Origin of the sequence: Streptomyces sp. NPDC007875, from assembly GCF_042868035.1 — a bacterium.
Taxonomy (GTDB): Bacteria; Actinomycetota; Actinomycetes; order Streptomycetales; family Streptomycetaceae; genus Streptomyces; species Streptomyces antimycoticus.
In genome coordinates this window covers 522,146-546,845 of sequence record NZ_JBIADZ010000001.1, presented here as the reverse complement: position 1 = coordinate 546,845, position 24,700 = coordinate 522,146, and the positions used below count along the sequence as shown (strand labels likewise).

The following is a 24,700-nucleotide window of genomic DNA, read 5'->3' as shown; positions in this document are numbered from 1 at the left end:
TGGGGGGCGCGTTATCGTGCGAGCCGATCCATCCGTTCCACATCGCACCGGGAGACGCACCGCACCATGGACTACCAGGCAGTGCTGGACGAGGTCGCGGCCCTTGTGAAACCGCAGATCGGCCGGGGCCGGGTGGCGCAGTACATCCCGGCGCTGGCCTCGGTGGACGCGGACCGCTTCGGGATCGCCCTCGCCGACGTCGACGGCCATGTCACCGGGGTCGGCGACTGGGAGCGGCCCTTCTCGGTGCAGTCCATCTCCAAGGCGTTCAGCCTCGCGCTCGTCCTCGCCGACGACGGCGAGAAGCTGTGGCGGCGGGTCGGCCGGGAGCCCTCGGGCAACCCCTTCAACTCCCTGGTGCAGCTGGAGTACGAGAACGGCATCCCGCGCAATCCGTTCATCAACGCCGGGGCGCTCGTGGTCACCGACCGGCTGCACACCCTCACCGGCGACGCCAGCACCACCATGCTGGATTTCCTGCGCGCCGAGAGCGGCAATCCGGACCTCGCCTTCGACCAGGAGGTCGCCGCCTCCGAGTCCGCCCATGGCGACCGTAATGCCGCCCTCGCCCACTTCATGGCGAGCTACGGCAACCTCGACAACCCCGTGCCGACCGTCCTGGAGCACTACTTCTGGCAGTGCTCGATCGAGATGAGCTGCCGCGACCTGGCCCTGGCCGGTGGTTTCCTGGCCCGCCACGGGCTGCGCGCGGACGGCTCCCGGCTGCTGTCGCAGAGCGAGGCGAAGCGGGTCAACGCGGTCATGCTCACCTGCGGTGCGTACGACGCGGCGGGCGACTTCGCCTACCGCGTCGGGCTGCCCGGCAAGAGCGGCGTCGGCGGCGGCATCGTCGCGGTGGTCCCCGGCCGCTGCACGCTGTGCGTCTGGAGCCCTGGCCTGGACGCCCGCGGCAACTCGGTGGCCGGAATGGCGGCCCTGGACCACTTCACCACGCTGACCGGCTGGTCCGTCTTCTAGCGCCCGGCCGCCCGCGCCCCGGGGCCCGGCTGGTGCATGGGAGCCCGGAGGGGCGCACGGGATTGCGGCGGGCGCGGCGGCGGAGGTGGCGTCCGGCCTGGTGTGGCGGGAGCATGGAGAGTACTGGTGGTGAGCAGGAGGTGTACCGCCATGCAGCATGAGATGCGCGCCGAATACGAGGAGGGCAGCTCCGGTCGGGTCGCGGGCGCGCCCGTCAAGATCTGGCACATGGTCCGCGGCAGCGGAACGACCGCGATGTGCGGGCGGGACCTGGACCCGGACGCCGAGACCCAGGCCGCCGATCTGTGGGCCACGGGTGACTCGGGGCCCTTCTGTCATTCGTGCGGTGCGATGTATCTGCGCGAGGTCCCTTGAGCGAGCACCGGGAGCGTGAAGACCGGGAGCGTGAAGACCGGGAGTGCGAGTACCGGGAGGGCGAGTACCGCGAGCGAAGGGCGCTGATCGGCCGCGGCGCCGCGGTGTGGACCCGTACGGCCGGCACCGGGCCGCAGCGGGTGCTCCCTGACGGCTGCACGGATCTGATCTGGACCGAGGCGGGACCCGGCGGCGAGCTGCTGGTCGCCGGGCCGGACACGCGCGCCCGTCTCGCCCCCGGCCCGCCCGGCACCCGCGCCGTGGGACTGCGTTTCGCCCCGGGTCAGGGCCCCGCCGTGCTCGGCGTGCCGGCGCATGAACTCCGCGATCAGCTCGTGCCGTTGGCCGCGCTCTGGCCGGGTGCGGAGGTCCGGCGGCTGGCCGAGCGGATCGCCGACGCCGAGCGGACGGCCGAAGCTGAGCGGACGGCCGAAGCTGAGCGGACGGCCGAAGCTGAGCGGACAGCCGCGCGGCAGGCGGCTCAGGGCCGCCTGCTGGAGGACGCCGCGGTGGGCCGCCTGCGGACGGCGGAACCGCCCGATCCGGTGCTCGCCGCGATCGTGGCCGGAGTCTCGCGCGGGACGGGCGTGGCGGGGGTCGCCGCCGCCGTGGGACTGGGGGAGCGGCAACTGCACCGCCGCTCCCTCGCCGCGTTCGGCTACGGCGCCAAGACGCTGGGCCGGGTGCTGCGGCTGAACCGGGCCCTGGACCTGGCGCGCACCGGCGTCCCCTTCGCGGAGGTCGCGGTCACGGCGGGCTACGCCGACCAGGCACATCTCGCCCGCGAGGTCAGGACCCTGACCGGGGTCCCGCTGGGCCGTCTGCTCCAGGGGTCAGGAGGGTAGCGGGGCGAAGAGGTCCAGGCTGTTGCCGTCGGGGTCGAGGACCGTCGCGTAGCGCTGGCCCCACGGCGCGTCCCACGGCTCCTTCTTGCCGCGTACGCCCGCCCCCACGAGGTCCTGGTAGGTCTTGTCCACATCGGCCGGGCTGTCGCAGGCGAAGGCCAGCGCCACCTGGTGGGAACCGCTCGGCGGCGTCCACTCCGGGTCGAAGGAGCGCACCGTCTCGACGGTGTCCCACATCAGCCGCGCCCCGCCGGGCAGGGCGGCCTCGGCGTGCGGCTGGGCGTCGGCCTCGGCGGGGATGTCGAGGCCGAGGCGGCGGTAGAAGGCGAGGGAGGTGGCCAGGTCGGCGACGACCAGGCCGATGGCGTCGAATCGTGCTGTCATACGGGCAGCGTAGGCAGCGGGCCGACGGCCGGTCTTGAACGAATCGGACGTCCTGGTGGAAGCGGCCAGGGCGCCGTCAGGGGCAGCGGATGACCTGGCCGGCGTAAGAGAGATTGCCGCCGAAGCCGAAGAGCAGCACCGGGGCGCCGGAGGCCACCTCCCCGCGCTCGACCAGCTTGGAGAGGGCGAGCGGAATGCTGGCCGCCGAGGTGTTGCCGGACTCCACCACATCGCGGGCGATCACCGCGTTGACCGCGCCCAGCTTCTGGGCGACCGGCTCGATGATCCGCAGATTGGCCTGGTGCAGCACGACCCCGGCCAGCTCCTCCGGAGAGGTCCCGGCCCGTTCGCACACCTCCCGCGCGATCGGCGGCAGATGAGTGGTGGCCCAGCGGTAGACGGTCTGGCCCTCCTGCGCGAAGCGGGGCGGTGTGCCCTCGATACGGACCGCGCCGCCCATCTCCGGGACCGAGCCCCACACCACCGGGCCGACGGCCGGCCGCTCGGCGGCCACCACCACGGCCGCGCCCGCGCCGTCGCCGGTCAGGACGCAGGTGGAGCGGTCGGTCCAGTCGGTGGCCGCGCTGAACTTGTCCGCGCCGATCACCAGGGCCGCGGTGGCCGCCCCGGCCCGGATGGTGTGGTCCGCGGTGGCGAGGGCGTGGGTGAAACCGGCGCACACCACGTTGAGGTCCATGGTGGCGGGGCGGGCGAGCCCCAGCCGGGCGGCGACCCGGGCCGCCATGTTGGGGCTGCGGTCGATCGCCGTGCAGGTGGCGACGAGCACGAGATCGATGTCGGAGGAGGCCAGCCCGCTGTGGGCCAGCGCCTTGGCGGCGGCCGCCGCGGCCATCTCGTCGACCGTTTCGTCGGGGCGGGCGAGATGCCGGGTGCGGATGCCGACCCGGCTGCGGATCCACTCGTCGCTGGTGTCGACCATGGCCGCGAGGGCGTCGTTGCCGAGCACCTTCGCGGGCTGGTAGTGGCCGAGGGCCAGTACGTGTGAGCCGGTCATCGGTCATCCCCTTCGCGCCAGTGCCGACGTATCCGCGCCGTTTGCGGAGATCTCGACGCACAGTCTGCGGTGTGTCCAGTCTTGAGCGGAGCAGACGTGCCGTGCGCTCGGCCTACTCACCAATCTTGGGCGCCAAGATCTGGAGTTTTCGACCTTTCCCCGACGGGGGTCGATGGGCGGTGGCGGAAGGGGATGACCTGACCGCGGCTCAGGAGAGCCGGCCGTCGTAGTCCGGGAGCTTGAAGGACTTCTCGGCGTGGCCGCCGCTGATGTCGGTGGGGCTGTTGCCGATGTCGGCGATGATCGTGTAGCCGTTCTTCTCGATCTCCGCCCGCTTGGCGCTCTTGTAGTCGGCCACGTTCTGGAAGAGGTCCGGCAGGTGGCGGACGTACAGACCGGCGACCGGGTAGCCGACCTTCGCCAGGTTGTACTCGGTCGGCAGGGAGATGATGCCGGGCCGCGCGGTGACGAAGAAGATGGCCACGCCGCGGTCGTGCGCGTACTGCGAGAGCTTCAGGACCGGCTCGACGGGGGGCTGGGGGAAGGTGAAGCCGAAGTCCGTCTCCAGCGAGGTGTTGTCGATGTCCAGGACGATGGCCTGCTTCTCGCCCGAGGGGTTGGCGGTGCGCTCCTCGACGTAGGGGCGGGCCTGCTCGTCGATGATGGCGCGAACATCGCGCTGCCAGGTCTCGTAGTCGACGTCCTCGGCGGCGGTGGCGCTCGACGGCGTCGCCGTGGCCGCCGTGGTGGCGGTGGTGCCGGGCGTGGCGGCGGTCGCCGTGGTGGCCGTTCCGCCGACGCCGAGGGCGAGGGCGACGACCACCGTCGTCATGCCGAGCCGCCGTGATCGCATGCGTCCTGCTGTCATCGGTCACATCCTTCGCTTCGAGGCGATTGCCGGATGGCATGCTCACGGCTCCCGGTGGACTTGAGAAGACCTCTGCTTTACCGGTGAGTAACAGTTCGCGCCCGAGGGGCCTGATGGGGCCAACGACACGTGCCGCGCCGTTCGTTGACTGGTCAGCCGGTAGATGGGTATGTCATCTACTGAAGGGCCGGCCTGGACCCCGGCGATGACCGGCGTGGCCGCGGGCTCCGGTGTCGCGCGCCTCCACCAGGTCAAGGAGGCTTGCATGTTCGATGATCGGCCCGCCTTCGGCGTCCGAGTCCATGCGCTCGGCGGTGTCACCGTCGCCGAGATCGCGGGCGAGTTGGACATCTTCGCCGCGGGGCGGATCGTGGCTCGGCTCGATTCCCTCATTCAGGCACGGTGTCCGGATCTGGTCCTGGACCTACGACCGGTCACCTTCCTGGACTGTGCCGGATTGTCGTTACTGTGCCGATTGCGCAATCGCGTGCTGGAGCGGGACGGGCGGCTGCGGCTCGTCATCGACGAACCGCGGTTTGTGCGGCTGCTGCGCATGGTCCGGCTGGACGACGCGTTCGAGGTACTGGAGGATCTGACTCCGGCGATCGTGGGGGTGGCGGGTCCGGTGGCCGGAGGGGGTGGTGATGCCTTCGCTTAGGTCGCATCTGACCAAGCGTCAATAGTAAGAACCGAAATTCACTCGAACGAGCGGTATTCACCGGCGGAATGCTGCGTCCCTACCTCTGTAACCGGCGGTCACCCCTTTACGCTCGCGAGACGTCGCCCAAGGACCCGGCGGATTCACACCCGATGCCCGACCCTGCCCGCTTCCGGGACCCTGGCGAAGGTGAGAGGGGGCAGTGTGCCGTTCCGAGGGGATATCGCGATGACGCAGCAAGGCGCTCCCCGTGATGCGCCGGTGCCGCTGGAGCGCGGTGCCCAGAACGCCGCGCAGGGGTCCGCGAGCGGAGATCCGGCCGCGTGGGCGTCCTCCGGCCGGGATTCGGCCACACGGGGGCCCTCGGGCGGGGATTCTGCCGCTCAGGGTGATCCGGTCGCTCAGGGCGATGCGGCCGCTCAGCGTGATCCGGTCGCTTGGGGGGATCCCGTTGCTCAGGACGGCGCCGCCGCCGACGTCACCGCTCCTCGTGCCCGTACGCACCGGGTGGGCGGGTACACCGTCGTGGAGCTCCACGGTGAGATCGACATCGCCGGCGTGGGAAGTGTCGGACCGGCGCTGGACGCGGCCACGGCCGGGGACAAGCCCGCGGTGATCGTGGACTTACGTACGGCCGCCTTCTTCGACTGCTCGGGCCTGGGCCTGCTGTGCCGGGCCCATCGGCGTGTAGTGGAGCGGGCCGGGCGGATGCGGCTGGTCTGCGACAACGCCTTGATCCTCCGCACCCTGCGGGCGGGGCGGATGCTGGATGTGCTCCGCCCGGTCGCCACGCTGGACGAGGCGCTGCGCGCGGAGGAGTAGGGCACCCCGCAAGGCCGGGATGCGGCCGGGCTCAGGTCCGGCGGTCCTGGGGAGGCGTGACCCCCTGGCCCCGGGACTGCCGACGGCGGCCCCCGGCGCGATGGCGCGGCCGCCCGCCGGCCGGGGAATCGTCGTGGCTCTCGGCGGACATGCGGTTGCCGTTCTGGACATTGGTCCGGTGGATCAGCAGCGCGCCCACCCCGATCAGCGCGAGGATGACGACCACGGTGATCAGGGTCTCCATGGTGCTCACTCCCTGGGGCCGGGCCCCAGCTGGAGGGAATCCGGCCGGTTTGTGCGAAATGCTCCTGGTGTCTATACGGTACCTCCGGCCGGAGGCGGCGTCGCTTCCCGTGTGCTTCCCGTGCGCCAGGGCCCGGCGCACGCGGTGGGATAACCCGTCTACGCCGACCGCCCGCACACGCTGACGGCGGCCCCCGCACACGCCGACCGCCCGCACCCGGCGTCGGGAACCGGGTGCGGGCAGTCAGGCCCTGATCCAGGGGATCAGTGGCTTGGCGGTTTCAACGGGCTCAGTGGGTCTTGGCCAGCTGCTTCTCGAGCTTGGCCAGGCCATTGGCCCAGAGCTGGTTCACGCGGCTGATCTCGGCCTGGTCGGGCTGCGAGTTGGTGCAGGACGGGCCGGGGCCGCCACCGGACATCAGCTCGCTGCACGGACCCTCGTAGTGGTCCGGCAGACCCAGCACGTGGCCGGTCTCGTGGGCGGTGACCCGGGTCGAGTCGTACTCCTCGTTCTGGGCGTAGTCCAGGAAGACATAGCCGCTGCCGTGGCCGTCGGTGCTCGCGTACGAGCCACGGGGGTCGTTGCCCTCGCGGTAGGTGAAGTCCGCGTTGCTGCCCGCCTGCAGCTTCACGTTGCTCACCGAGGAGTTCCAGATCTGGGCGGAGCGGGAGATCTGCGACTGGAAGGTCGGGGCCTGGCTCGCGTCGTAGGTGACGGTGACGGCCGCCGCCGCGCTGGGCGCCTTGGCCCGCTTTTCCAGCGCCGACTTCATGACGGCCTTGATGAAGGCGTCGGTGTCGGCGCGCTCCTCGCCGCTCGCCGTGTAGCCGGCGGCCGCGGCGCTGCGCTGGGTCGTGGAGTGGTCGGGCGTGGCCGCGGACGCGGGCACGGCGGACAGGGCGGCCGCCAGGCCGAGGCCGAGGGTCGCGGACAGCGCGAGCTTGGGGAGAGACATGTGGGGGGCTCCTCATCGTCCTCGGGCCCCGGTCGCCGTGTGGGGTGGCGGCCGGGGCCGTGGGATGAACTCTTGGCTGACGCCGAGTCTTGAGGAGATCGAGCCGTACGCGGAGATATCAACTGGTGATAGTACGAGAGCATATCCCTCGCCGGGCTCTCAAGCCCTTTGCGGCGATGGCGGTTTGACGTCCCGTTGACCGGTGGTTGACCACCTATTGATCGATTCCGGTATGGGTTGGAGTGGTTTCAGAGTCTGGTGTGACCGACAAGGGCGCAGATATGCTCCCGCCGTGGAGCTCGAGGTGAGGCACCTCCGTGCACTGTGCGCCATCGCCGACACCGGCAGCCTACGGAAGGCGGCGCGCCAACTGGGCATGACCCAGCCATCCTTGACGACCCAGCTCCGGCGCATCGAGAACACCATCGGCGGCCGGCTGTTCTCGCGGGAGGTCACCGGCAGTCGGCCGACCCCGCTGGGGCGGTCCGTGCTGTGCCGCGCCCGGCCGATCGTGGCCGAGATGAACGCTCTGGTCAGCGAGGTCCGGCAGGAGGCGGGACAGACCGCCGACGCCCGGTTGCGCATCGGCAGCACCGGCAGCCGGGCCGTGGTGGGCTGGCTGCGCAGGCTCCGCGACCGCTATCCCGACGCGGACACCACCATCCACATCGACGTCTCCGCCAACGCGCTGCTGCAGATGGTCGCCGCCAACCAACTCGACGTCGCCTTCGTGCACGAGGTCGAGGGCGCGCCGCTGCGGGTGCCCGAGGGCGTGGAGCGCCGGGTGCTCGTGGAGCGGGAGCCGCAGTTCGTGGCGCTGGCCGAAACCCATCCGGCCGCCGCGCGGCCCGCGGTGCGGCTCGCCGACCTCGCCGCCGACCAGTGGATGGTCGACCCCAGCGTGGACGGCGAGGGGCCCGGGCTGCGCCGGGTCCTGGCCGCCGCGGGGCTCAACCCGAGGGTGGTGTACGGGGACTATCTGACCGCCGCCGACCTGGTCGCCTCGGGCGAGGTGGTCACCCCCTGTCAGCCCACCGCGCGGTCCCGCCAGGGCGTGGCCGTCCGTCCGCTGCAGGGGGATCCGCTGACGGTCCGGCTGTTCCTGGCCTCACGGGCGGTCCCGGCGGCCCGCCCCGGGGCCCCCGGACCCGACCCGGACACGGCGCTCCCGGCCGACACCGAGGCCACCGGACCCGACGACCCGGACACCGCGCCCGGCGCCGCGCTCGACGTCGACGCCCTCTTCGGCGACCTGGCGGACGCGTACTTCGAGATCGCCTGGGCCAGCTCCGCGTACCGCCAGTGGCTGGTCCGCAACGAGAGCCCGCTGCTGCGCTCCCATGAGCCCCGGGCCCGCGACGCGATCGACATCCTCGGGCTCGCCGGGCCCGCCGAGGTCTCGTAGCACCTCTCCGGAGGGGCGGGCGGAGGCGAGCGATGAGTTTCGCTCCGCCGGGCGGTCCAAGCACACGGGACCGCACCGGACCGCAGGCCACCCGAGGAGCGAGCAGATGATCACGGAGCACGATCCGCAGACCGCGCTGGACACCCGCTTCAGCGGCCCGGACGCCACCGCCGCCGGCTGGCCGGAGGGGCGTGAGGGGCTGGCGGCGGCGGAGCTGTACTGGCTGTCCACCGTCCGCCGGGACGGCCGCCCCCACGTCACCCCGCTCATCGCCGTCTGGCTCGACGGCGCGCTCTGCTTCTGCACCGGCCCCGAGGAACAGAAGGCCCGGAACCTCGCGCACAATCCGCGCTGTGTCCTCACCACGGGTGCGGGCGTGCTGCACGAGGGGCTGGACCTGGTGGTCGAGGGCGAGGCCGAGCCGGTGCGGGACGACGCCACGCTCCAGCGGATCGCCGCGGCGTACGTGGCGAAGTACGGTGAGGAGTGGACCTTCCAGGTGCGCGACGGCGCCTTCCACCACGACGGCCGTACGGCCCTGGTGTTCCGGGTCGCCCCGGCCACGGCGTTCGGCTTCCGCAAGGGCGCGTACGGCCAGACGCGCTGGCGCTTCTGACGCGGGACGGCCCGGCACCGCCGCAGATCGTCCCGCGCCGCCCCCGGCCGCTCAGTCCAGGCCCGGCAGCCCGGTGGGCAGCCCGACCGGAAGGGTCTGCTCCGACCAGATCGTCTTGCCCTCGGTGGTCTGCCGGCTCCCCCAGCGCTGGCTGAGCCGCGCGACCAGCAGCAGCCCGCGGCCGCCCTCGTCGAAGGTGCGGGCGCGGCGCATATGCGGGGCGGTGCTGGAGGAGTCGGTGACCTCGCAGATCAGCGAGTGGTCATGGATCAGCCGCAGCCGGATGGGCGGGACGGCGTGCCGGATGGCGTTGGTGACCAGTTCGCTGACGACCAGCTCGGTGGTGAAGACGGCCTCGTCGAGCCCCCATTCGGTCAGCCGCTCCGTCACGTTCCGGCGGGACCGGGCCACCCACGCCGGGTCGGCCGGCACGTCCCAGGTGGCCACGTGCGCCTGGCCCAGGGACCGGGTGCGGGCGAGCAGCAGCGCGACGTCGTCGAGCGCGCCCCCGTCGGGGAGGAGCGTGCGCAGAACGGCGTCGCAGGTGTCGTCCAGGGACCCGCTGGGGTGGGCCAGCGCACTGGTCAGCAGCAGCCGGCCCTCGTCGATATCGCGGTTCCATACGGCCATCAGTCCGTTGGTGTAGAGGGCGAGCACGGCGTTCTCGGGCAGCTCGGTCTCCATCGACTCGAAGGGCAGCCCGCCGACCCCCAGCGGCGGTCCGGCCGGTACCGGGAGGAACTCCACGGTGCCGTCGGGCCTGGCCAGCGCCGGGGGCGGGTGCCCGGCCGCGGCCAGTGAGCAGCGGTGCGAGACGGGGTCGTAGACCGCGTACAGACAGGTGGCCCCCACATCCCCGGTGGCCTCCTCGGCCCCGGTCTCCGCGGCCAGATGGATCACCAGGTCGTCCAGGTGGGTGAGCAGCTCGTCCGGCGGCAGATCGACGTCGGCGAGGGTTCGGACCGCCGTCCGCAGGCGGCCCATGGTGGCCGACGCCTGGATGCCGTGGCCGACCACATCGCCCACGACCAGCGCGACCCGCGCCCCGGAGAGCGGGATGACGTCGAACCAGTCCCCGCCCGCTCCCGCGTACGGGCCCGCGGGCAGGTAGCGGGAGGCGACCTCGACGGCCGGCGGCTGGGGCAGGGTCCGCGGCAGCAGGCTGCGCTGCAGGGCCAGGGCGGTGTCGCGTTCCCGGGTGAAGCGGCGGGCGTTGTCCACGCAGACGGCGGCCCGGGTGGTGACCTCCTCGGCCAGCACCACATCGTCCTGGGTGAAGGGCTCGGGGGTGTGGTGGCGGACGAACACGGCCACCCCGAGCGTCGTCCCCCGCGCCCGGATCGGCACCGCCATGATCGAGTGGATGCCGAACCGCCGGATGGAACGGGCGCGGGCGGGCTTCAGCGCACCCCACTTGGCGATCACGGGGTCGGTGGTCGCGTAGATGAGGGGCCGCTCCACCACCAGGCATTCCGCCATCGGAGAGACCTGCGGATAGGTGTCCACCTTCCCCACCGGCACCACGGACTCGGGGCAGCCCTCGTAGACGGACTGCAGGGCGGCGCGCCGCAGCACGACCGGGCCGGTGAGCGGCCCGGACGGCAGCTCCTCGTCCTGGGCCAGCCGGTCCAGCAGGTCGATGCTGGCGTAGTCGGCCAGCCGCGGCACGCAGACGTCGGCCAGCTCCTGCGCGGTGTGGTCGATGTCGAGGGTGCTGCCGATCCGTTCACTGGCCGCGCTCAGCAACAGCAGCCGCTGGCGGGCCAGATACTGCTCGGTGATGTCATGCGCCGCCATGCAGACCGCGTACACCTGGCCGTCCTTCGCCTTCAGCGGGGCGAACGCGGCCGACCAGGCGTGCTCCTTGGACTCGCCGCCGGTGCGCAGGCAGGTCTCCACCTCGCGTGGCTCGCCGGTGGTCAGCACATGGTGCATGACCGCTTCGAGCTGCTCGCTCTGGAGCTTGCCCCCGATCTCCGACAGCCGCAGATCGCGGATCTCCGCTTCGGGGAGGCCGACGACGCGGGCCATCTCGGCGTTCACCTTGCGCAACCGCAGATCGGCGTCGTAGATCGCCATCGGGCAGGGCGACTGCGCGTAGGCCCAGAGCATCAGCGCGTCGTTCCAGGACTCGGGGGGCAGCTCCGCCCGGGGGGCCGCGGCCACCAGCAGCCAGTCGCCGTCCGGCCCTCTGCGGTGTGCCAGCAGCCGCACCGGCATCTCGTGGCCGTCCTGGTGGCGTAGCGCCACCGTCCCGTGCCACCGGGTGAGCCGGTTGCGGGCGCGGCGGGCCCCGGCGTCCGCCGCGCGGGCCGGATCGGCCAGCAGCTCGGCGGCGGGCCGCCCCACGACCCGCGGGGGCGGATATCCGAGCAGCCGACGGGCACCGTCGTTCCAGCTGGTCAGCGTCCCGTCATCGGTGACGGTGGCCCTCGCCGTATCCGTTTCGTCCAAGCCGCCCCACTCCCGCGCGGAGCCGCTGTCGTGGCGCATCATGGTCGCCCATCCCTCCGGGGGCGGCACCGGGTCCGTCCACCAGGGTCCTCTTCCAGACTCGTCCACTCCGGTCCGGGCATCAACCACAGCCGGACGGGAGCGGACGCCGCCTCAGGGTCGGGCGGGTCAGGCGGGTCAGGCGGCCGCGGGCCGCAGATTCCGCCCGGCCCATTCGGCGAAGCCGGTGAGCGGGAGGCCGAGTGCGCGCGCGAACTCGGGTCGGGCGGGCTGGCCGGCCTCGTTCAGCCACACGTGCCCGACGCCCCACTCCGGCATCCCGGCGGCGAGCGCCTCGTCGGCCGTCATCGACGGGGCGGTCACCTCGGTGCCCGCGACGTCGGAGAGGACCTCGGCGACCCGGGTCATCGTCATGCACTCGCCCGCCAGTTCCAGCTCGACCTCATGGAACCGCTCCGGGTCGGCGAAGGCCGCGGCGGCCGCCGTGCCGATGTCGGCGACGGCGATGAGGGCGAGCTCGGTGCCGGGCGCGAGGACGGTGGCCAGGCCGCCCTCGGGGCCGTTCGGGAGCAGGGACAGGAAGTTCTCCATGAAGAAGGCGGGCTTGAGGAGCGTCCAGTGGCGGAAGCCCGCCTCGCGGACCCGGTCCTGGAGGCCGGTCTTGGTCGCGTAGTAGTGCTCCATCGCCGCCCAGCGGCCCTCCGCCCAGCCGGGCGCGGTGTGGTGCTGCCCGGCCCCCGAGACGGAGGTGTGCACGAACTGCGCCACCCCCGCGTCCCGCGCGCCGTCGATCAGGTTGCGTCCCTGGACCCACTCGGAGTCGCCCTGGAGGTCGTTCAGATCCGGCATCTGGATCGAGAAGACGGCGCGCGCCCCCTCGGCGGCCCGCCGCACCGAGTCGAGGTCGAGCAGGTCGCCGGTGACCAGCTCGGCGCCGAGCGCCGCCACGGCCTTGGCCCGCTCGGTGGCCGGGTCGCGGACCAGGGCCCGTACGGGGACGCCCGCCGCGAGCAGGGCGCGGGCGGTGGCGCCGCCCTGCTGTCCGGTGGCGCCGGTGACCAGAACGGGGGCGGACGGGGCGGACGTCGGGGAGTTCTTGGGCATGCTGCTGCTCCTCGGGCATGGGGTATTGAATCGACTTATCGACTGTGCAGACATTAAACGGCGGGCCCCGCCATTTATCTCTCGGTACGATACGGAGGGCCCCGCCACTTAGCAACCCGGAGGTGACGCCATGCCCGCCCAGCGTGCGGACGCCCGGCGCAACTACGAGCGCATCCTCGCCGTGGCCGAGGAAGAGGTCGCCGCCCACGGCGCCGACGCCTCCCTGGAACAGATCGCCCGCACCGCCGGGGTCGGCTCGGCCACCGTGCGCCGCCACTTCCCCACCCGGAGCGCCCTCCTGGAGGCCGTCTTCCGCGAGCGGATCGAGGTCCTGGCCGCCCGCGCCCGGGAGCTCGCGAAGGAAGAGGACGTACGGGCGGCGCTGCTGGAGTGGCTGGGCGCGCTCACCGTCTACTCCGCCTCGGTGCAGGGTCTGGCCACCGCACTGCTGCGGAACGGGGAGCTCGATCCGGAGCATGCGAACCCCTGCGTGAACACGCTCGCCGACGCGGGTGAGCCGCTGCTGCGGCGAGCCGAGCGGTCCGGCGTGATGGCGCCCGGGACGACCGCGGTCGATCTGGTCACGCTGATCGCCGGGATCGCGCTGGCCACCCAGCATCACCCGGACCCCGCCGCCGAGGCGGACCGGCTGCTGGGCCTGGCCGTGGCGGGGATCAGCCCGCGCGGGTGAGCGGGCGGGGGTCGGTCAACCTCCGCGCCCGTCAGGGACGTTCCCCAAAACGAAGACCGCACCCGGGCCACTCGGGGCGGCTCGGGTGCGGTCCGGCAATGCAAGGGAAGAGCGGTCAGCCCTTCTTGGTCTCCCAGAAGATCTTGTCGATCTGGGCGATGTAGTCCAGGGCCTTCTGACCCGTGGCCGGGTCGGTCGAGCCCTTGGCCGCGCTCAGGGCCTTGAGGGTGTCGTTGACCAGCTGGTGCAGCTCCGGGTACTTCTCGAAGTGCGGGGGCTTGAAGTAGTCGCTCCACAGCACCGAGACGTGGTGCTTGGCAAGCTCCGCGCGCTCCTCCTTGATGACGGTGGCGCGGGCACGGAAGTGCGGGTCCTCGTTGGCCTGGTACTTCTCCTGGACGGCCTTGACGGACTCGGCCTCGATGCGGGCCTGGGCCGGGTCGTACACACCGCAGGGCAGGTCGCAGTGCGCGCTGACCTGAACCTTCGGGGCGAACAGGCGGGAGAGCATAGAGCTGTCCTTCCATTCGTGATCGTCTTCTCAGGTGCGAGATTACTCCGTGGGGGAAGCCTTTTCTCGGGTGCCCCGGGGGGCTTAGGTCAAAAGTCCGGTGTCAGGCTGGGATGCCTGGGATCGTGATGGTGCGGGGTTGAGAACCGGAGGTGCCGTGATGCGGGAGCAGCTGGGCGATCGCGGGCAGGAGCCCGACCGCGACCAGCGCGGACTGCTGCGGATCGGGCTCGCGGAGGTGTACAACCCGTCGATGCAGCCGACGCTGTACCCCGGCGACCAGTTGGTGGTCCGCTACGGGGCGCCCGTGCGGCCGGGGGACGTGGTGGTGGTGCGCCATCCGTTCCGGCAGGACCTGCTGATCGTCAAGCGCGCGGTGGAGCGGCGCGAGGGCGGCTGGTGGGTCAAGGGCGACAACCCGTACGTGGAGAACGACAGCCGGGAGTTCGGTGTCGTGCCGGACGAGCTGGTGGTGGCCCGGGCATGGATGCGGCTGCGGCCGCGGCCGGGTGCCGGGCGCGGCGGTCAGCGGTCCATGGCCGGGCTGGTCTCCTGGGCGGTGTCCGCCGTACGGCCGGTGGGCTCGCGGTCCTGGCGCCGGCTGCGCTCGGCACCGGCCGACCGCTCGGCGTCCAGGCGTTTGCGCGCGCGGTAGGCGGCCACGTTGGCGCGGGTCGCGCAGCGGTCGGAGCAGTAGCGCCGGGATCGATTGGTCGAGGTGTCGAGATAGGCGTTGCGGCAGGGTGACGCCTCGCAGATGCCCAGCCGGTCGGCGCCCAGTTCGGTGAGGTGGAAGGCCAGCCCCATCGAGGCGGTCGCGGCGTATCCGGAGCCCGCGTTGGCGGCGTAGTCCGCGATATGCATATGCCACTTGGGGCGTCCGTCGTCGTCACGGGTCTCATGGCCGGAGATCTGCGGGCTCACCGGGAACTCGATGAGCAGCGCGTTCAGCAGGTCCACCGCCAGCACCTCGTCGCCGCCCGCCGCCGCCTCGAAGACGGCACGCAGCCGGGCCCTGACCGACCTCAGCCGGGTGACATCGGCGTCCGTCGCCCGCCGGGCCGCCTGCCGACTCTCCCCGAAGAGCGCCCGCACGGCCTCCACCGAGGTCAGGGTGTCGGTGCCGCGGCTTGGCTCCTCGCTGTTGACCAGGCGCACGGCGAGATCCGAGTAATAAGCCAGTTCCACTTGTGGTCCTTACGACGGGGCATCTAGAGTCGGGTAAGAGGCGTTCTGCCTACGAGGGTATTACGGGGCGGCTGCGCCGGAGATGACGACGCATGGCTTGGAGGGGCTCGATGACGGACACCGTCGCCGTGGCGGACTGGCAGGCGTGGCAGCGGAGCTGGGACCGGCAGCAGGAGTGGTACCTCCCCGATCGTGAGGAACGGTTCCGGGTGATGCTCGACGCGGTCGAGGCCGTCGTCGGCCCGGAGCCGAGGATTCTCGACCTCGCGTGCGGCACGGGCAGTATCTCGGACCGGGCGCTGCGCCGGTTCCCGGGCGCCACCAGCACCGGCGTGGACCTCGACCCCGCGCTGCTGACGATCGCCCGCGGCCACTTCGCGGCCGAGCCGCGCGCCGGGTTCGTGACCGCCGATCTGCGCGACCCCGGGTGGACCGGGCGGCTGCCGCACCGTACATACGACGCCGTCCTGACCGCCACGGCGCTCCACTGGCTGCGCTCGGACGAGCTGCGGGTGCTGTACGGGCAGATCGCGGGCGTCGTGCGGGAGGGCGGGGTGTTCCTCAACGCGGACCACATGCCCGATCCGGCCACGCCCCGGCTCAACGCCGCCGACCACGCGTTCCGGAAGGAGCGGCAGGCCCGGGCCCAGGCCGAGGGCGCCCAGGACTGGGCGGAGTGGTGGCAGGCGGCCGCACGGGACGAGGTGCTGGCCGGACCGGTGGCCGAGCGGTTCACGATCTTCGGTAATCCGGCCAACGGCGACCACGCGGACGGGGAGACACAGCCCGTGGCCTGGCATGCCGAGGCGCTGCGCGAGGGGGGCTTCGGGGAGGCGCGGGCCGTATGGTGCTCGCCCTCGGACGCGATGGTGCTCGGGCTGAAGTGACCGCCTGACCGGCGGGCGGGCGGCGCGAGGGCGGTACGAGCAGGTGCCCGTACCGCCCTCACGGCCGTGACAGCGCCTACAGCACCTTGGAGAGGAACGACTTCGTCCGCTCGTGCCGGGGATTGGTCAGCACCTCCCGGGGGTGCCCGGACTCCACCACCACGCCGTCGTCCATGAAGACGACCGAGTCCCCGACCTCGCGGGCGAAGCCCATCTCATGCGTGACGACGATCATCGTCATGCCGTCCTCCGCGAGTCCTCGCATCACATCGAGCACATCGCCGACCAGCTCCGGGTCGAGCGCCGAGGTGGGCTCGTCGAAGAGCATCAGCTTCGGCTCCATCGCCAGCGCCCGCGCGATCGCGACGCGCTGCTGCTGGCCGCCGGAGAGCTGGGAGGGGTAGTTGGCCGCCTTGTCGGCGAGGCCCACCCGGTCCAGCAGCTTCAGCGCGCGCTCCCGCGCGACCGCCTTGGTCTCGCGCTTGACCTGGACCGGCGCCTCGATCACGTTCTCCAGCGCGGTCATGTGCGGGAAGAGGTTGAAGCGCTGGAAGACCATGCCGATGTCGCGCCGCTTCTCGGCGACCTCACGGTCCTTGAGCTCGTAGAGCTTGTCGCCCTTCTGGCGATAGCCGACCAGGTCGCCGTCGACGTACAGCCGCCCGGAGTTGATCTTCTCCAGGTGGTTGATGCAGCGCAGGAAGGTGGACTTGCCGGAGCCGGACGGGCCGATCAGGCAGAACACCTCGCGCGGCGCGACTTCGAGGTCGATGCCCTTGAGGACCTGCACCGGGCCGAAGGACTTGTGGACGCCTTCGGCCTTCACCATGGCGGTCATGCGCCGACACCTCCGGAGCGGTTGCTGAAGGAGAGCAGATTGGCCCGGACCCGCTGCAACGGGGTGGCCGGCAGGCTGCGGCTCGAGCCGCGTGCGTAGTACCGCTCCAGGTAGTACTGGCCCACGCTCAGGACGGAGGTGAGGATCAGGTACCAGGCGGCCGCCAGGAAGAGCATCTCCGCCGTGGCGCCGGAGTTCTGGCCGACCTCGGAGGTGGCCTGCAGCAGATCCCAGTACTGCACCGCGATCACCAGCGAGGTGGTCTTGAGCATGTTGATGAACTCATTGCCGGTCGGCGGCACGATCACCCGCATCGCCTGCGGCAGCACCACCCGGCGCAGCGTCTTGGCGTGGCTCATGCCGAGCGCCTGGGCGGCCTCGGACTGCCCCTCGTCGACCGACTGGAGGCCCGCCCGGCAGATCTCGGCCATGTACGCGGCCTCATTCAGGCCCAGGCCCAGCAGGGCGGCCAGGAACGGGGTCATGAAGTCCGACCACTCGTCCTTGTAGATCGGCATGATGTTGATGTAGTCGAACACCAGGCCGAGGTTGAACCAGACCAGCAGCTGCACATAGACCGGGGTGCCGCGGAAGAACCAGATGTAGCCCCAGGCGATGGAGGCGGTCACCGGGTTCTTCGACAGCCGCATCACGGCGAGGATGATGCCGAGGACCACGCCGAGCACCATCGAGAGGATGGTGATCCAGACGGTGTTGCGGACGCCCCTGAGGACCTCGCCGTCGAAGAAGTAGTCCGGGATGGCGCCCCAGTTCACATCGCCGCGGGCGAAGGCGGAGATGAGCAGGAAGAGCACGGCGATGGTGATGACCGCGGAGACCCAGCGGCCGTAGTGCCGCACCGGGATGGCCTTGATGTTCTCCGGCGCCGCCGACGGCGGGGCGTCGGCCGGATCCGCCTTTTCGATCTTCTGTGTCACGGATGGTGCCTTTCAGCGCGAGCGGGGACGGGGGAGGGCCGGATCACTTGCCGCCGTTGATGATGGCCTTGGTGACCGCGCCTTCCTTGACGCCCCACTTCGCGATGATCTTGTCGTATTCGCCGTTTGCGATGATCAGGGCGAGGGCCTGCTTGATGGCGTCGCGCAGCTGGGTGTTCTTCTTGGCGATGGCGATGCCGTACGGGGCCGCCTCCACCTGCTCGCCGACCAGCTCGAAGTCCTTGCCGCCGCCGGAGGTCTTCACGGCGTACGCGGCGACCGGGAAGTCGCTGGAGCCGGCGACGGCGCCGCCGCCGCGCAGCCGGGTCTGGGCCTCGGTGTCATTGCCGAACGCCTCGACCGAGATCTTGCCCTTGCCGTTCTTCTGGCAGGTCTTCGACTGGGACTTGGCCAGGTCGTGGGAGACGGTGCCGCGCTGCACGACGATCTTCTTGCCGCACAGGTCGTCCCACGTCTTGATCCCCGTGTTGGCGCCCTTCTTGGTGTAGATGGAGACACCCGCGGTGAAGTAGTCGACGAAGTCGACGCCCTCGCCCGCCTTCTTGCCGGTGTCCGGGTCGACACCCTCCTGGCGGCCCTTGTTGTCGGTCATGGCCGACATGGCGATGTCGTAACGCTTGGAGCGCAGGCCCGAGAGCAGGGTGTCGAAGGTGCCGTTGTTGAACTCGAACTTCACCCCGAGCTGCTTGCCGAGGGCGTCGGCGATGTCCGGGTCGATGCCCATGACCTCGCCGTTCTTCTTGAACTCGACCGGCGGGTAGTTGATGTCCGAGCCGACCTTGATCACCTTGGCGCTCTGGATCTCCTTGGGGAGCTGGTTGAAGAGCGGGGCCGCGTTGGTGTTCGACCCACCGGTGGCCTTGTCGGTCTGGTCGCCGCAGCCCGTCAGCAGCAAGGCGCCTGCCACCGCTATCGCGCCGACGGAGGCCATCCGGGACTTCAGGGTGGCCCCACGGGGCGTGAAGCTGGCGGTCATGCTGGTTCCTCCGGCAGGGTGAGGGGGCGAGATCTCGGGAACACGTTTGTGGGTGTCGCGATCTCGTGTGATTGGGGCATCTTGTCATCGGACGGGCCCGTGCGGGCCGCTGGCCATGTCAAAATCGGATAACGGGCGATCCCCGTGGTGCACAACCGGACAGCGGTACCGGCCGGACAGCGGCAGTCGGAGACGCGGGGCGGGCTCATGATCACGCGGAGAACAGCGCGTGACGGAGGCATGGACTTTCCCTGGAGATTCGCCCGCCTTCGGTCGTCATGCCTGGTTTTCCGGCGTCATCGCACCAGAACCCGCTCGTCGCCCGACGCGCGCTTCAGGTAGAACAGACGGCACCCCTCACCCGGGGCTCAGGGCGTGTGTGCGACGCGCCCGGCGTTCGTACCCAGACCCATGCGGTGGTCATCCGCTGAATGGGACGACGCGGTGCCCGCCCGCTCCGAACCTGGGGCGGATACCCTCGACAGAAAAACGACAAAGGGGTCAAACAGTGGCAGCGGAGATGGTCAATCCTCGCAGCGACAGCACAAGCGGCAGTGGCGAAGGAGCCGAAGGCGTGACCGGCGGAGAGCCCTTCGATCCGGCTTTCGCCCTGCACCGCGGCGGCAAGATGGCCGTCCAGGCGACCGTGCCCGTGCGCGACCGGGACGACCTGTCCCTCGCGTACACACCGGGCGTGGCCAAGGTCTGCAGCGCCATCGCCGAGCAGCCCGAGCTCGTCCACGACTACACCTGGAAGTCCCAGGTCGTCGCCGTGGTGACGGACGGCAGCGCGGTGCTGGGGCTCGGTGACATCGGCCCGGAGGCGTCCCTCCCGGTCATGGAGGGCAAGGCGATCCTCTTCAAGCAGTTCGGCGGGGTGGACGCGGTGCCGATCGCGCTCGACTGCCGGGACGTGGACGAGATCGTGGAGACCGTCGCCCGGCTCGCGCCCTCGTTCGGTGGCGTCAATCTGGAGGACATCTCCGCGCCCCGCTGCTTCGAGATCGAGCGCAAGCTCCAGGAGCGGGTCGACATCCCGATCTTCCATGACGACCAGCACGGCACGGCGGTGGTCACCCTCGCCGCGCTGCGCAACGCCGCCAGGCTGACGGACCGCGCGCTGGGCCAGCTGCGCGCCGTCATCTCCGGGGCGGGCGCCGCCGGTGTGGCCATCGCCCGGATCCTCACCGAGGCGGGCATCGGCGATGTCGCCGTGTGCGACCGCAAGGGCGTCGTCTCCCAGGACCGCGAGGACCTCACCGACGTCAAGCGCGAGCTGGCCGGGTTCACCAACAAGGCCGGGCTCACCGGGTCCCTGGAGGCCGCGCTGGACGGCGCCGACGTCTTCATCGGCGTCAGCGGCGGCACGGTGCCGGAGGACGCCGTGGCGAAGATGGCGTCGGGCGCCTTCATCTTCGCGATGGCCAACCCCAACCCGGAGATCCACCCGGACGTCGCCCACCGGTACGCGGCCGTGGTCGCCACCGGGCGCAGCGACTTCCCGAACCAGATCAACAACGTCCTCGCCTTCCCCGGCATCTTCGCGGGCGCCCTCCAGGTCCGGGCCTCCCGGATCACCGAGGGCATGAAGCTCGCGGCCGCCGAGGCGCTGGCCGCGGTGGTGGCCGATGAGCTGAGCGCGGACAAGGTGATCCCCTCGCCGTTCGACGACCGGGTCGCCCCCGCCGTGACCGCGGCCGTCGCCGCGGCCGCCCGCGCGGAGGGCGTCGCCCGCCGCTGACGCCCGCCCGGGCCAGGTGCCATCACGGGCTGTGCCATCACGGGCTGTGCCATCACGGGCCGGGCCGCCCCTCATCCGGAGGGGCGGCCCGGCCCGTGGGCTTGTGCGCGGCGGGCGAGCGGGGTCACACCGTGGCGTGGTTCCGTGGGGTCGCCGTGCCGCCTAAGGTCGGGATCATGTTCGCTGCCTATGCCGCACGTATCGACCGTGACCAGCCGCTGAGCGGCCTCGAACTGGGGGAGCGCCCGGAGCCGCAGGCGCGGCCCGGCTGGACGACCGTGAACGTCAAGGCCGCCTCGCTCAACCACCACGACCTGTGGTCGCTGCGCGGTGTGGGCCTCGGCGAGGAGTCGCTTCCGATGATCCTCGGCTGCGACGCGGCCGGGATCGACGAGGACGGCAACGAGGTCGTCCTCCACTCCGTCATCGGCCAGAGCGGACACGGCGTCGGCCCGAAGGAGCCCCGCTCCATCCTCACCGAGCGCTACCAGGGCACCTTCGCCGAGAAGGTGACCGTCCCCAGCTGGAATCTGCTGCCCAAGCCCAAGGAGCTCTCCTTCGAGGAGGCCGCCTGCCTGCCCACGGCCTGGCTGACCGCGTACCGCATGCTGTTCACCAACGCGGGGGTGCGCCCCGGCGACAGCGTCCTGGTCCAGGGCGCCGGTGGCGGTGTGGCCACCGCCGCGATCGTGCTGGGCGCGGCCGGCGGGCTGCGGATGCTGGCCACCAGCCGTGACGAGGCCAAGCGGGCCCGCGCCGTCGAGCTGGGCGCCGAGAGCGCGTACGAACCGGGGGAGCGGCTGCCGCGCCGGGTGGACGCCGTGATCGAGACGGTGGGCGCCGCGACCTGGTCGCATTCGGTGAAGTCCCTCAAGCCCGGCGGCACCCTGGTGATTTCCGGCGCCACCAGCGGCCCCAACCCGAAGGCCACCGAGCTCAACCGGATCTTCTTCCTGGAGCTGAAGGTCGTCGGCTCCACGATGGGCGGGAAGGACGAGCTGGAGGACCTGCTGAGCTTCTGCGCCGCCCGCGGTGTACGACCGGTGATCGACTCGGTGCTGCCGCTGGACCGGGCCCGTGAGGGGTTCGAGAAGATGGCGGGCGGCGATCTCTTCGGCAAGGTCGTATTGACGGTCTGAATACCGTGCCGCCCTCCACGGCCGCAATGGGGGCCGGGGATTCGGGGGGAATTCGAACAGGCCCCGGCGGATCCGGCCTACGCCGAGAGGGCGGCGAGCATATGCCGGAGGCTTTGGCGCGGAGTCCGCGCGATGATCTACCGGGCCTTGCGCTCCGGCGAATTCGCGGAATTCCGGGCTGAAGCCGCCGACGGCGGTACGAAGCTCCGCCGGAAGCGATAGGAGCGGGACGTGGCCCCCACCCGACCGGGGAAGTCGCGCACCCGGTCCCAGAGGGACGAGCCGCCGCCGCGCGGCCCATCGGCCGCCATGGCCGCCTCGTAGGTCTCCGCGCTGCTCCAGCGGGCGTAGTTGAGCACCCGGGCGCGGTCGGTGCTCAGATGGCGCTCGCCGTCGACGATCAGATGGAAGTCGGCGGAGATCAGGCCCGGGTCGGGCGCGGTCTCCAGGGCCTCGATGACCAGGTCGGTCCAGGACCGGCGGAGCTCGGGATCGGGGTCGTCGAAGTCGATCTCGACGACGACGATCAGCCCGGGGTCCGGCGTATCGCCCTGGGCCGCCGGTGCCTGGAAGCTGCGGTAGTGGCGGTACGAGGAGAGGCCGAGCCGTTTGACGTCCGGGACCGCGCTGTCGATCGCGTCGTTGCGCTCCTGGCGCTGGGTCCGGACGAAGGCGTGGTACGCGGCCTCACTGGCCCACTGGGAGTGGTGCATCAGCGTATCGCCGTCCGTACCGGCGTAGACGTTGTAGGAGAGCAGCTCGGACGCCGGCCAGGGGCGGCTGTCCCAGGTGGCGGCGATGGCGTCGACCGCGGCCCGCTGCCGATCCGGCGTGCCCACGCTCCAGGTGCTGAACAGCGCGGCGCCCACGGGCCGGGTGAGATCGGGCAGCGGGCCGGAGCTGGGCAGGGCGGACATGACGGTCTCCTCGCGGTCGGGAAGAGCTGAGCAGGAAAAGGGGATCGGGGCCGGAGGGGCGCCCCCCGTGGTGCGCCCCTCCGACCCCGATCCTGGAACTTCAACCGCGGTTGAGGTCAAGCGGTGAGACGGAAGCCGTCCTGGGTGAGACAGAAGCCGTCCTGAGTGAGACGGAAGCCGGTCCTATGCCTGGTCGCCTCGCAGCAGCGCGGTGATCCGCGCCGCGGTCGCCCCCAGGTGGTGGCGGGCGTCGGCCAGTTGGGCCTCCGTCACCCCGTGGTCGCGGGCCGCGTCGCGGATGTCGTCGCGGAGCCGGTCGAGCAGCCGCTCCAGGTCGCGGGCCGGGGCGCCCGAGGGGGTGAAGTCCTTGGCCCACTCGGGCTCCTGAACTCCGGCCGTACCGCTGTCGCCGTCCCCGCCGGTCGGCTTCTCCTCCTCGCCGCCGCCCTTCGGCTTGGTCATGTCCATTCGCTCGACCTTGGTTTCCGGCCCGGAGGTCTCGTCGTCCCAGCCCCAGTCCGAGCGGGAGGTGCCCTGCCAGGAGATCCGGCTCATCCCGCGCGACACCTCGGCCAGCCCCTCGCGCACCGCCTGCTGCCAGTCGCCCGCCCGGATGTGCTCCTGCGTCTGCTCCTGGACCCGCCGGGCGATCCGCTGGACCTCCTCGCGCGCGAAGTCCTGTGCGTCCTTGGCCTGCTTACGGGCGCGCTGGGCGTCCTGCCGGGCCCGCCGGCTCTCCTCCTTCGCCCGGCGCGCCTGTTCCTTCCACTCCTCCTTCGCGCGCCGCATGTCCTCCTTGGCCTGCCGCCAGGTCTCCTTGTCGCCCCACGGCCCCTCCCACGGGCCGTGCTTGTCCTGGCTGCCGCCGGTGCCGCCCGAGGCGCGGGCCTGCTGGGCCGCCTCTCGCATCTCCCGCCGCAGATCGCTCGCGGAGCCGCGGACGTCCTCCCGGATCTCGGCGGCGAGTTCGGCGACCGACTCGCGGATCTCCAGCTCCAGATCGGCCAGCTCACCGCTGCGGTCGGCCAGTTCGGCGCGTCCGGCGTCGGTGATGGAGTAGACCTTGCGGCCGCCCTCGGTGGTGTGGGTCACCAGGCCCTCGGCCTCCAGCTTGGCCAGCCGCGGATAGACGGTGCCGGCCGAGGGCGCGTACAGCCCCTGGAACCGCTCCTCCAGCAGACGGATGACCTCATAGCCGTGGCGCGGCGCCTCGTCGAGCAGCTTGAGCAGATACAGGCGCAGTCGGCCGTGAGCGAATACGGGGGGCATCAGAGGACCTTTCCCTGGGTGCCGTCGGTGGTGTCCGTGTCGTCCTCGGACGGCGGACGGCGCAGCAGCGCGATGGCGCCCGAGACGGTGGTGGCCTTGAGGCTGCCTTTGCCCGCCCCGAGCCGCCCGGTGATCCGTTTGGCCCCCCACTGGCCGCTGACCCGCAGATCGTCGAAGCCGTTGGAGACCGAGCCGGTGGCCGTGTTGGCCTCGATCTCGGCGTCGGCGGGGTGCGGCAGCCGGATGGCGATCTCCCCGGAGACGGTGGTGAGGTTGATGTCGGAGCACTTCGGGGCGGGGGCGAGATCGAGCACCATATCGCCACTGACCGATTCGGCCCGTACCGAGGGCCCGGAGCCCTCGATGACGGTGAGGTCGCCGGAGACGGAGTGGAACCGCAGATCGCCGGTGACGGCCTGCGCCTCGACCCGGCCGGAGACGGTCTCGGCCCGCACCGGCCCGGTCAGCCCGAGCAGGGTGAAGTCGCCGGTGACACCGCGCAGTTCGGCGCGTCCGGCCAGCGCGGAGACCACGGCGGAGCCCCCGATCACGCCGACCGTGGCCCTGGTGCCGACGGGCACGGTGAGGGTGACATGGGCGGTGCGGTTCCACTGCCCGAGCCACTTGCGGAAGCCCTTCCAGGGGAGGTCGTCATAGCCCACGCTCAGGGTGCCGTCGACATGGCTGACCTTCAGCGCCGGGCCGTCGATCTCCGAGACCTCGAGGCGGGCGGGACCATGGCCGGTGCCGACCACATTGACCGTGCCGCCCGCGATGCGGACGTCGAGGGTCGACACCGGGTCGTCGAAGGTGAGCTTCTGTGGCGCGGTGATCGACCACTGTGATCCGGCTGACATCCCT

The 24,700-nt window shown here is 71.5% G+C and carries 26 protein-coding genes and 1 pseudogene; 12 read left to right on the top strand and 15 right to left on the bottom strand.

Going from position 1 to position 24,700, the window contains the following annotated elements; translation table 11 throughout:
* Positions 1-66: 66 nt before the first annotated feature.
* From ACFYOY_RS02290 to ACFYOY_RS02280, 3 genes are all read left to right on the top strand, one after another.
* Positions 67-978, top strand: coding sequence for a glutaminase (locus ACFYOY_RS02290; RefSeq protein ID WP_351879986.1), 912 nt, complete (start codon positions 67-69; stop codon positions 976-978).
* Between the two features lie 150 nt (positions 979-1,128).
* The gene (locus ACFYOY_RS02285) at positions 1,129-1,353 is read left to right on the top strand and encodes a hypothetical protein (RefSeq protein WP_351879989.1); all 225 of its coding nucleotides are present in this window, start codon (positions 1,129-1,131) and stop codon (positions 1,351-1,353) included.
* Positions 1,354-1,436: 83 nt separating this feature from the next.
* The gene (locus ACFYOY_RS02280; RefSeq protein WP_388584581.1) at positions 1,437-2,198 is read left to right on the top strand and encodes a helix-turn-helix domain-containing protein; all 762 of its coding nucleotides are present in this window, start codon (positions 1,437-1,439) and stop codon (positions 2,196-2,198) included.
* Here the strand turns inward: ACFYOY_RS02280 and ACFYOY_RS02275 are convergent.
* From ACFYOY_RS02275 to ACFYOY_RS02265, 3 genes are all read right to left on the bottom strand, one after another.
* Positions 2,187-2,582 carry a VOC family protein gene (locus ACFYOY_RS02275; protein ID WP_351879991.1) on the bottom strand — a complete coding sequence of 132 codons (396 nt, stop codon included), beginning with the start codon at positions 2,580-2,582 and terminating at the stop codon, positions 2,187-2,189. The genes ACFYOY_RS02280 and ACFYOY_RS02275 overlap by 12 nt on opposite strands.
* A 76-nt stretch (positions 2,583-2,658) precedes the next feature.
* Positions 2,659-3,597, bottom strand: coding sequence for a beta-ketoacyl-ACP synthase III (locus tag ACFYOY_RS02270; protein ID WP_351879994.1), 939 nt, complete (start codon positions 3,595-3,597; stop codon positions 2,659-2,661).
* A 208-nt stretch (positions 3,598-3,805) separates the two neighbouring features.
* Entirely contained in the window at positions 3,806-4,465 is a 660-nt protein-coding gene (locus tag ACFYOY_RS02265; RefSeq protein ID WP_351879997.1) for an HAD family acid phosphatase, read from the bottom strand.
* Positions 4,466-4,730: 265 nt separating this feature from the next.
* On the opposite strand from ACFYOY_RS02265, the gene ACFYOY_RS02260 reads away from it, so the two are divergent.
* The gene (locus ACFYOY_RS02260) at positions 4,731-5,123 is read left to right on the top strand and encodes an STAS domain-containing protein (protein WP_351880000.1); all 393 of its coding nucleotides are present in this window, start codon (positions 4,731-4,733) and stop codon (positions 5,121-5,123) included.
* 228 nt (positions 5,124-5,351) lie between these two features.
* Positions 5,352-5,945, top strand: coding sequence for an anti-sigma factor antagonist (locus tag ACFYOY_RS02255; protein ID WP_351880003.1), 594 nt, complete (start codon positions 5,352-5,354; stop codon positions 5,943-5,945).
* Positions 5,946-5,976: 31 nt separating this feature from the next.
* On the opposite strand, the gene ACFYOY_RS02250 is transcribed toward ACFYOY_RS02255, so the two are convergent.
* A complete protein-coding gene (locus ACFYOY_RS02250; RefSeq protein WP_351880006.1) occupies positions 5,977-6,189 on the bottom strand; it encodes a hypothetical protein in 213 nt (70 codons plus the stop codon).
* A gap of 289 nt (positions 6,190-6,478) precedes the next feature.
* On the bottom strand, positions 6,479-7,144 hold the full coding sequence (gene snpA, locus ACFYOY_RS02245; protein ID WP_351880009.1) for a snapalysin: 666 nt from the start codon (positions 7,142-7,144) through the stop codon (positions 6,479-6,481).
* Positions 7,145-7,448: 304 nt separating this feature from the next.
* Here snpA and ACFYOY_RS02240 point away from each other — a divergent pair, with 304 nt between their 5' ends.
* Together ACFYOY_RS02240 and ACFYOY_RS02235 are read left to right on the top strand one after the other, a co-directional pair.
* Complete coding sequence (locus tag ACFYOY_RS02240; RefSeq protein WP_351880986.1) at positions 7,449-8,549, top strand: LysR family transcriptional regulator; 1,101 nt, start codon at positions 7,449-7,451, stop codon at positions 8,547-8,549.
* 106 nt (positions 8,550-8,655) lie between these two features.
* Positions 8,656-9,165, top strand: a complete 510-nt coding sequence (locus ACFYOY_RS02235; RefSeq protein ID WP_351880012.1) for a pyridoxamine 5'-phosphate oxidase family protein — start codon at positions 8,656-8,658, stop codon at positions 9,163-9,165.
* Between the two features lie 51 nt (positions 9,166-9,216).
* Here the strand turns inward: ACFYOY_RS02235 and ACFYOY_RS02230 are convergent, their stop codons facing one another.
* Both ACFYOY_RS02230 and ACFYOY_RS02225 read right to left on the bottom strand, forming a co-directional pair.
* Entirely contained in the window at positions 9,217-11,661 is a 2,445-nt protein-coding gene (locus tag ACFYOY_RS02230; protein WP_388584270.1) for a SpoIIE family protein phosphatase, read from the bottom strand.
* 135 nt (positions 11,662-11,796) lie between these two features.
* The gene (locus tag ACFYOY_RS02225; RefSeq protein WP_388584267.1) at positions 11,797-12,723 is read right to left on the bottom strand and encodes an NmrA family NAD(P)-binding protein; all 927 of its coding nucleotides are present in this window, start codon (positions 12,721-12,723) and stop codon (positions 11,797-11,799) included.
* A gap of 130 nt (positions 12,724-12,853) precedes the next feature.
* Between ACFYOY_RS02225 and ACFYOY_RS02220 the strand changes: the two genes are divergently transcribed.
* A complete protein-coding gene (locus ACFYOY_RS02220) occupies positions 12,854-13,414 on the top strand; it encodes a TetR/AcrR family transcriptional regulator (RefSeq protein WP_351880021.1) in 561 nt (186 codons plus the stop codon).
* A 115-nt stretch (positions 13,415-13,529) separates the two neighbouring features.
* Here ACFYOY_RS02220 and sodN read toward each other — a convergent pair whose 3' ends face one another.
* Complete coding sequence (gene sodN, locus ACFYOY_RS02215) at positions 13,530-13,925, bottom strand: superoxide dismutase, Ni (protein ID WP_027747995.1); 396 nt, start codon at positions 13,923-13,925, stop codon at positions 13,530-13,532.
* Between the two features lie 160 nt (positions 13,926-14,085).
* Here sodN and ACFYOY_RS02210 point away from each other — a divergent pair.
* A pseudogene (locus tag ACFYOY_RS02210) lies at positions 14,086-14,346 on the top strand (S24 family peptidase); the annotation flags it as partial.
* A 104-nt stretch (positions 14,347-14,450) separates the two neighbouring features.
* Here the strand turns inward: ACFYOY_RS02210 and ACFYOY_RS02205 are convergent.
* A complete protein-coding gene (locus tag ACFYOY_RS02205; RefSeq protein WP_351880025.1) occupies positions 14,451-15,113 on the bottom strand; it encodes a CGNR zinc finger domain-containing protein in 663 nt (220 codons plus the stop codon).
* 110 nt (positions 15,114-15,223) lie between these two features.
* On the opposite strand from ACFYOY_RS02205, the gene ACFYOY_RS02200 reads away from it, so the two are divergent.
* Positions 15,224-16,000 carry a class I SAM-dependent methyltransferase gene (locus tag ACFYOY_RS02200; protein WP_351880028.1) on the top strand — a complete coding sequence of 259 codons (777 nt, stop codon included), beginning with the start codon at positions 15,224-15,226 and terminating at the stop codon, positions 15,998-16,000.
* 76 nt (positions 16,001-16,076) lie between these two features.
* On the opposite strand, the gene ACFYOY_RS02195 is transcribed toward ACFYOY_RS02200, so the two are convergent.
* From ACFYOY_RS02195 to ACFYOY_RS02185, 3 genes are read right to left on the bottom strand one after another with little or no spacing between them, the layout of a single operon-like run.
* Positions 16,077-16,829 carry an amino acid ABC transporter ATP-binding protein gene (locus ACFYOY_RS02195; protein ID WP_059147812.1) on the bottom strand — a complete coding sequence of 251 codons (753 nt, stop codon included), beginning with the start codon at positions 16,827-16,829 and terminating at the stop codon, positions 16,077-16,079.
* 5 nt (positions 16,830-16,834) lie between these two features.
* The gene (locus tag ACFYOY_RS02190; RefSeq protein ID WP_351880030.1) at positions 16,835-17,776 is read right to left on the bottom strand and encodes an amino acid ABC transporter permease; all 942 of its coding nucleotides are present in this window, start codon (positions 17,774-17,776) and stop codon (positions 16,835-16,837) included.
* Positions 17,777-17,819: 43 nt separating this feature from the next.
* Positions 17,820-18,773: an ABC transporter substrate-binding protein gene (locus tag ACFYOY_RS02185; RefSeq protein WP_351880033.1), complete on the bottom strand. Its 954-nt coding sequence runs from the start codon at positions 18,771-18,773 to the stop codon at positions 17,820-17,822.
* Between the two features lie 508 nt (positions 18,774-19,281).
* Here ACFYOY_RS02185 and ACFYOY_RS02180 point away from each other — a divergent pair.
* Both ACFYOY_RS02180 and ACFYOY_RS02175 read left to right on the top strand, forming a co-directional pair.
* Positions 19,282-20,514, top strand: a complete 1,233-nt coding sequence (locus tag ACFYOY_RS02180; RefSeq protein WP_351880036.1) for an NADP-dependent malic enzyme — start codon at positions 19,282-19,284, stop codon at positions 20,512-20,514.
* A gap of 176 nt (positions 20,515-20,690) precedes the next feature.
* Positions 20,691-21,653 (top strand): zinc-binding dehydrogenase, encoded by a 963-nt coding sequence (locus tag ACFYOY_RS02175; protein ID WP_351880039.1) that lies wholly within the window; start codon positions 20,691-20,693, stop codon positions 21,651-21,653.
* 137 nt (positions 21,654-21,790) lie between these two features.
* Here the strand turns inward: ACFYOY_RS02175 and ACFYOY_RS02170 are convergent, their stop codons facing one another.
* From ACFYOY_RS02170 to ACFYOY_RS02160, 3 genes are all read right to left on the bottom strand, one after another.
* A complete protein-coding gene (locus tag ACFYOY_RS02170; RefSeq protein WP_351880042.1) occupies positions 21,791-22,570 on the bottom strand; it encodes an antibiotic biosynthesis monooxygenase in 780 nt (259 codons plus the stop codon).
* 183 nt (positions 22,571-22,753) lie between these two features.
* The gene (locus ACFYOY_RS02165; protein WP_351880045.1) at positions 22,754-23,839 is read right to left on the bottom strand and encodes a helix-turn-helix transcriptional regulator; all 1,086 of its coding nucleotides are present in this window, start codon (positions 23,837-23,839) and stop codon (positions 22,754-22,756) included.
* Positions 23,839-24,696: a DUF4097 family beta strand repeat-containing protein gene (locus ACFYOY_RS02160; RefSeq protein ID WP_351880048.1), complete on the bottom strand. Its 858-nt coding sequence runs from the start codon at positions 24,694-24,696 to the stop codon at positions 23,839-23,841. Before ACFYOY_RS02160 ends, ACFYOY_RS02165 begins: the two co-directional genes overlap by 1 nt.
* Positions 24,697-24,700: the final 4 nt, after the last annotated feature.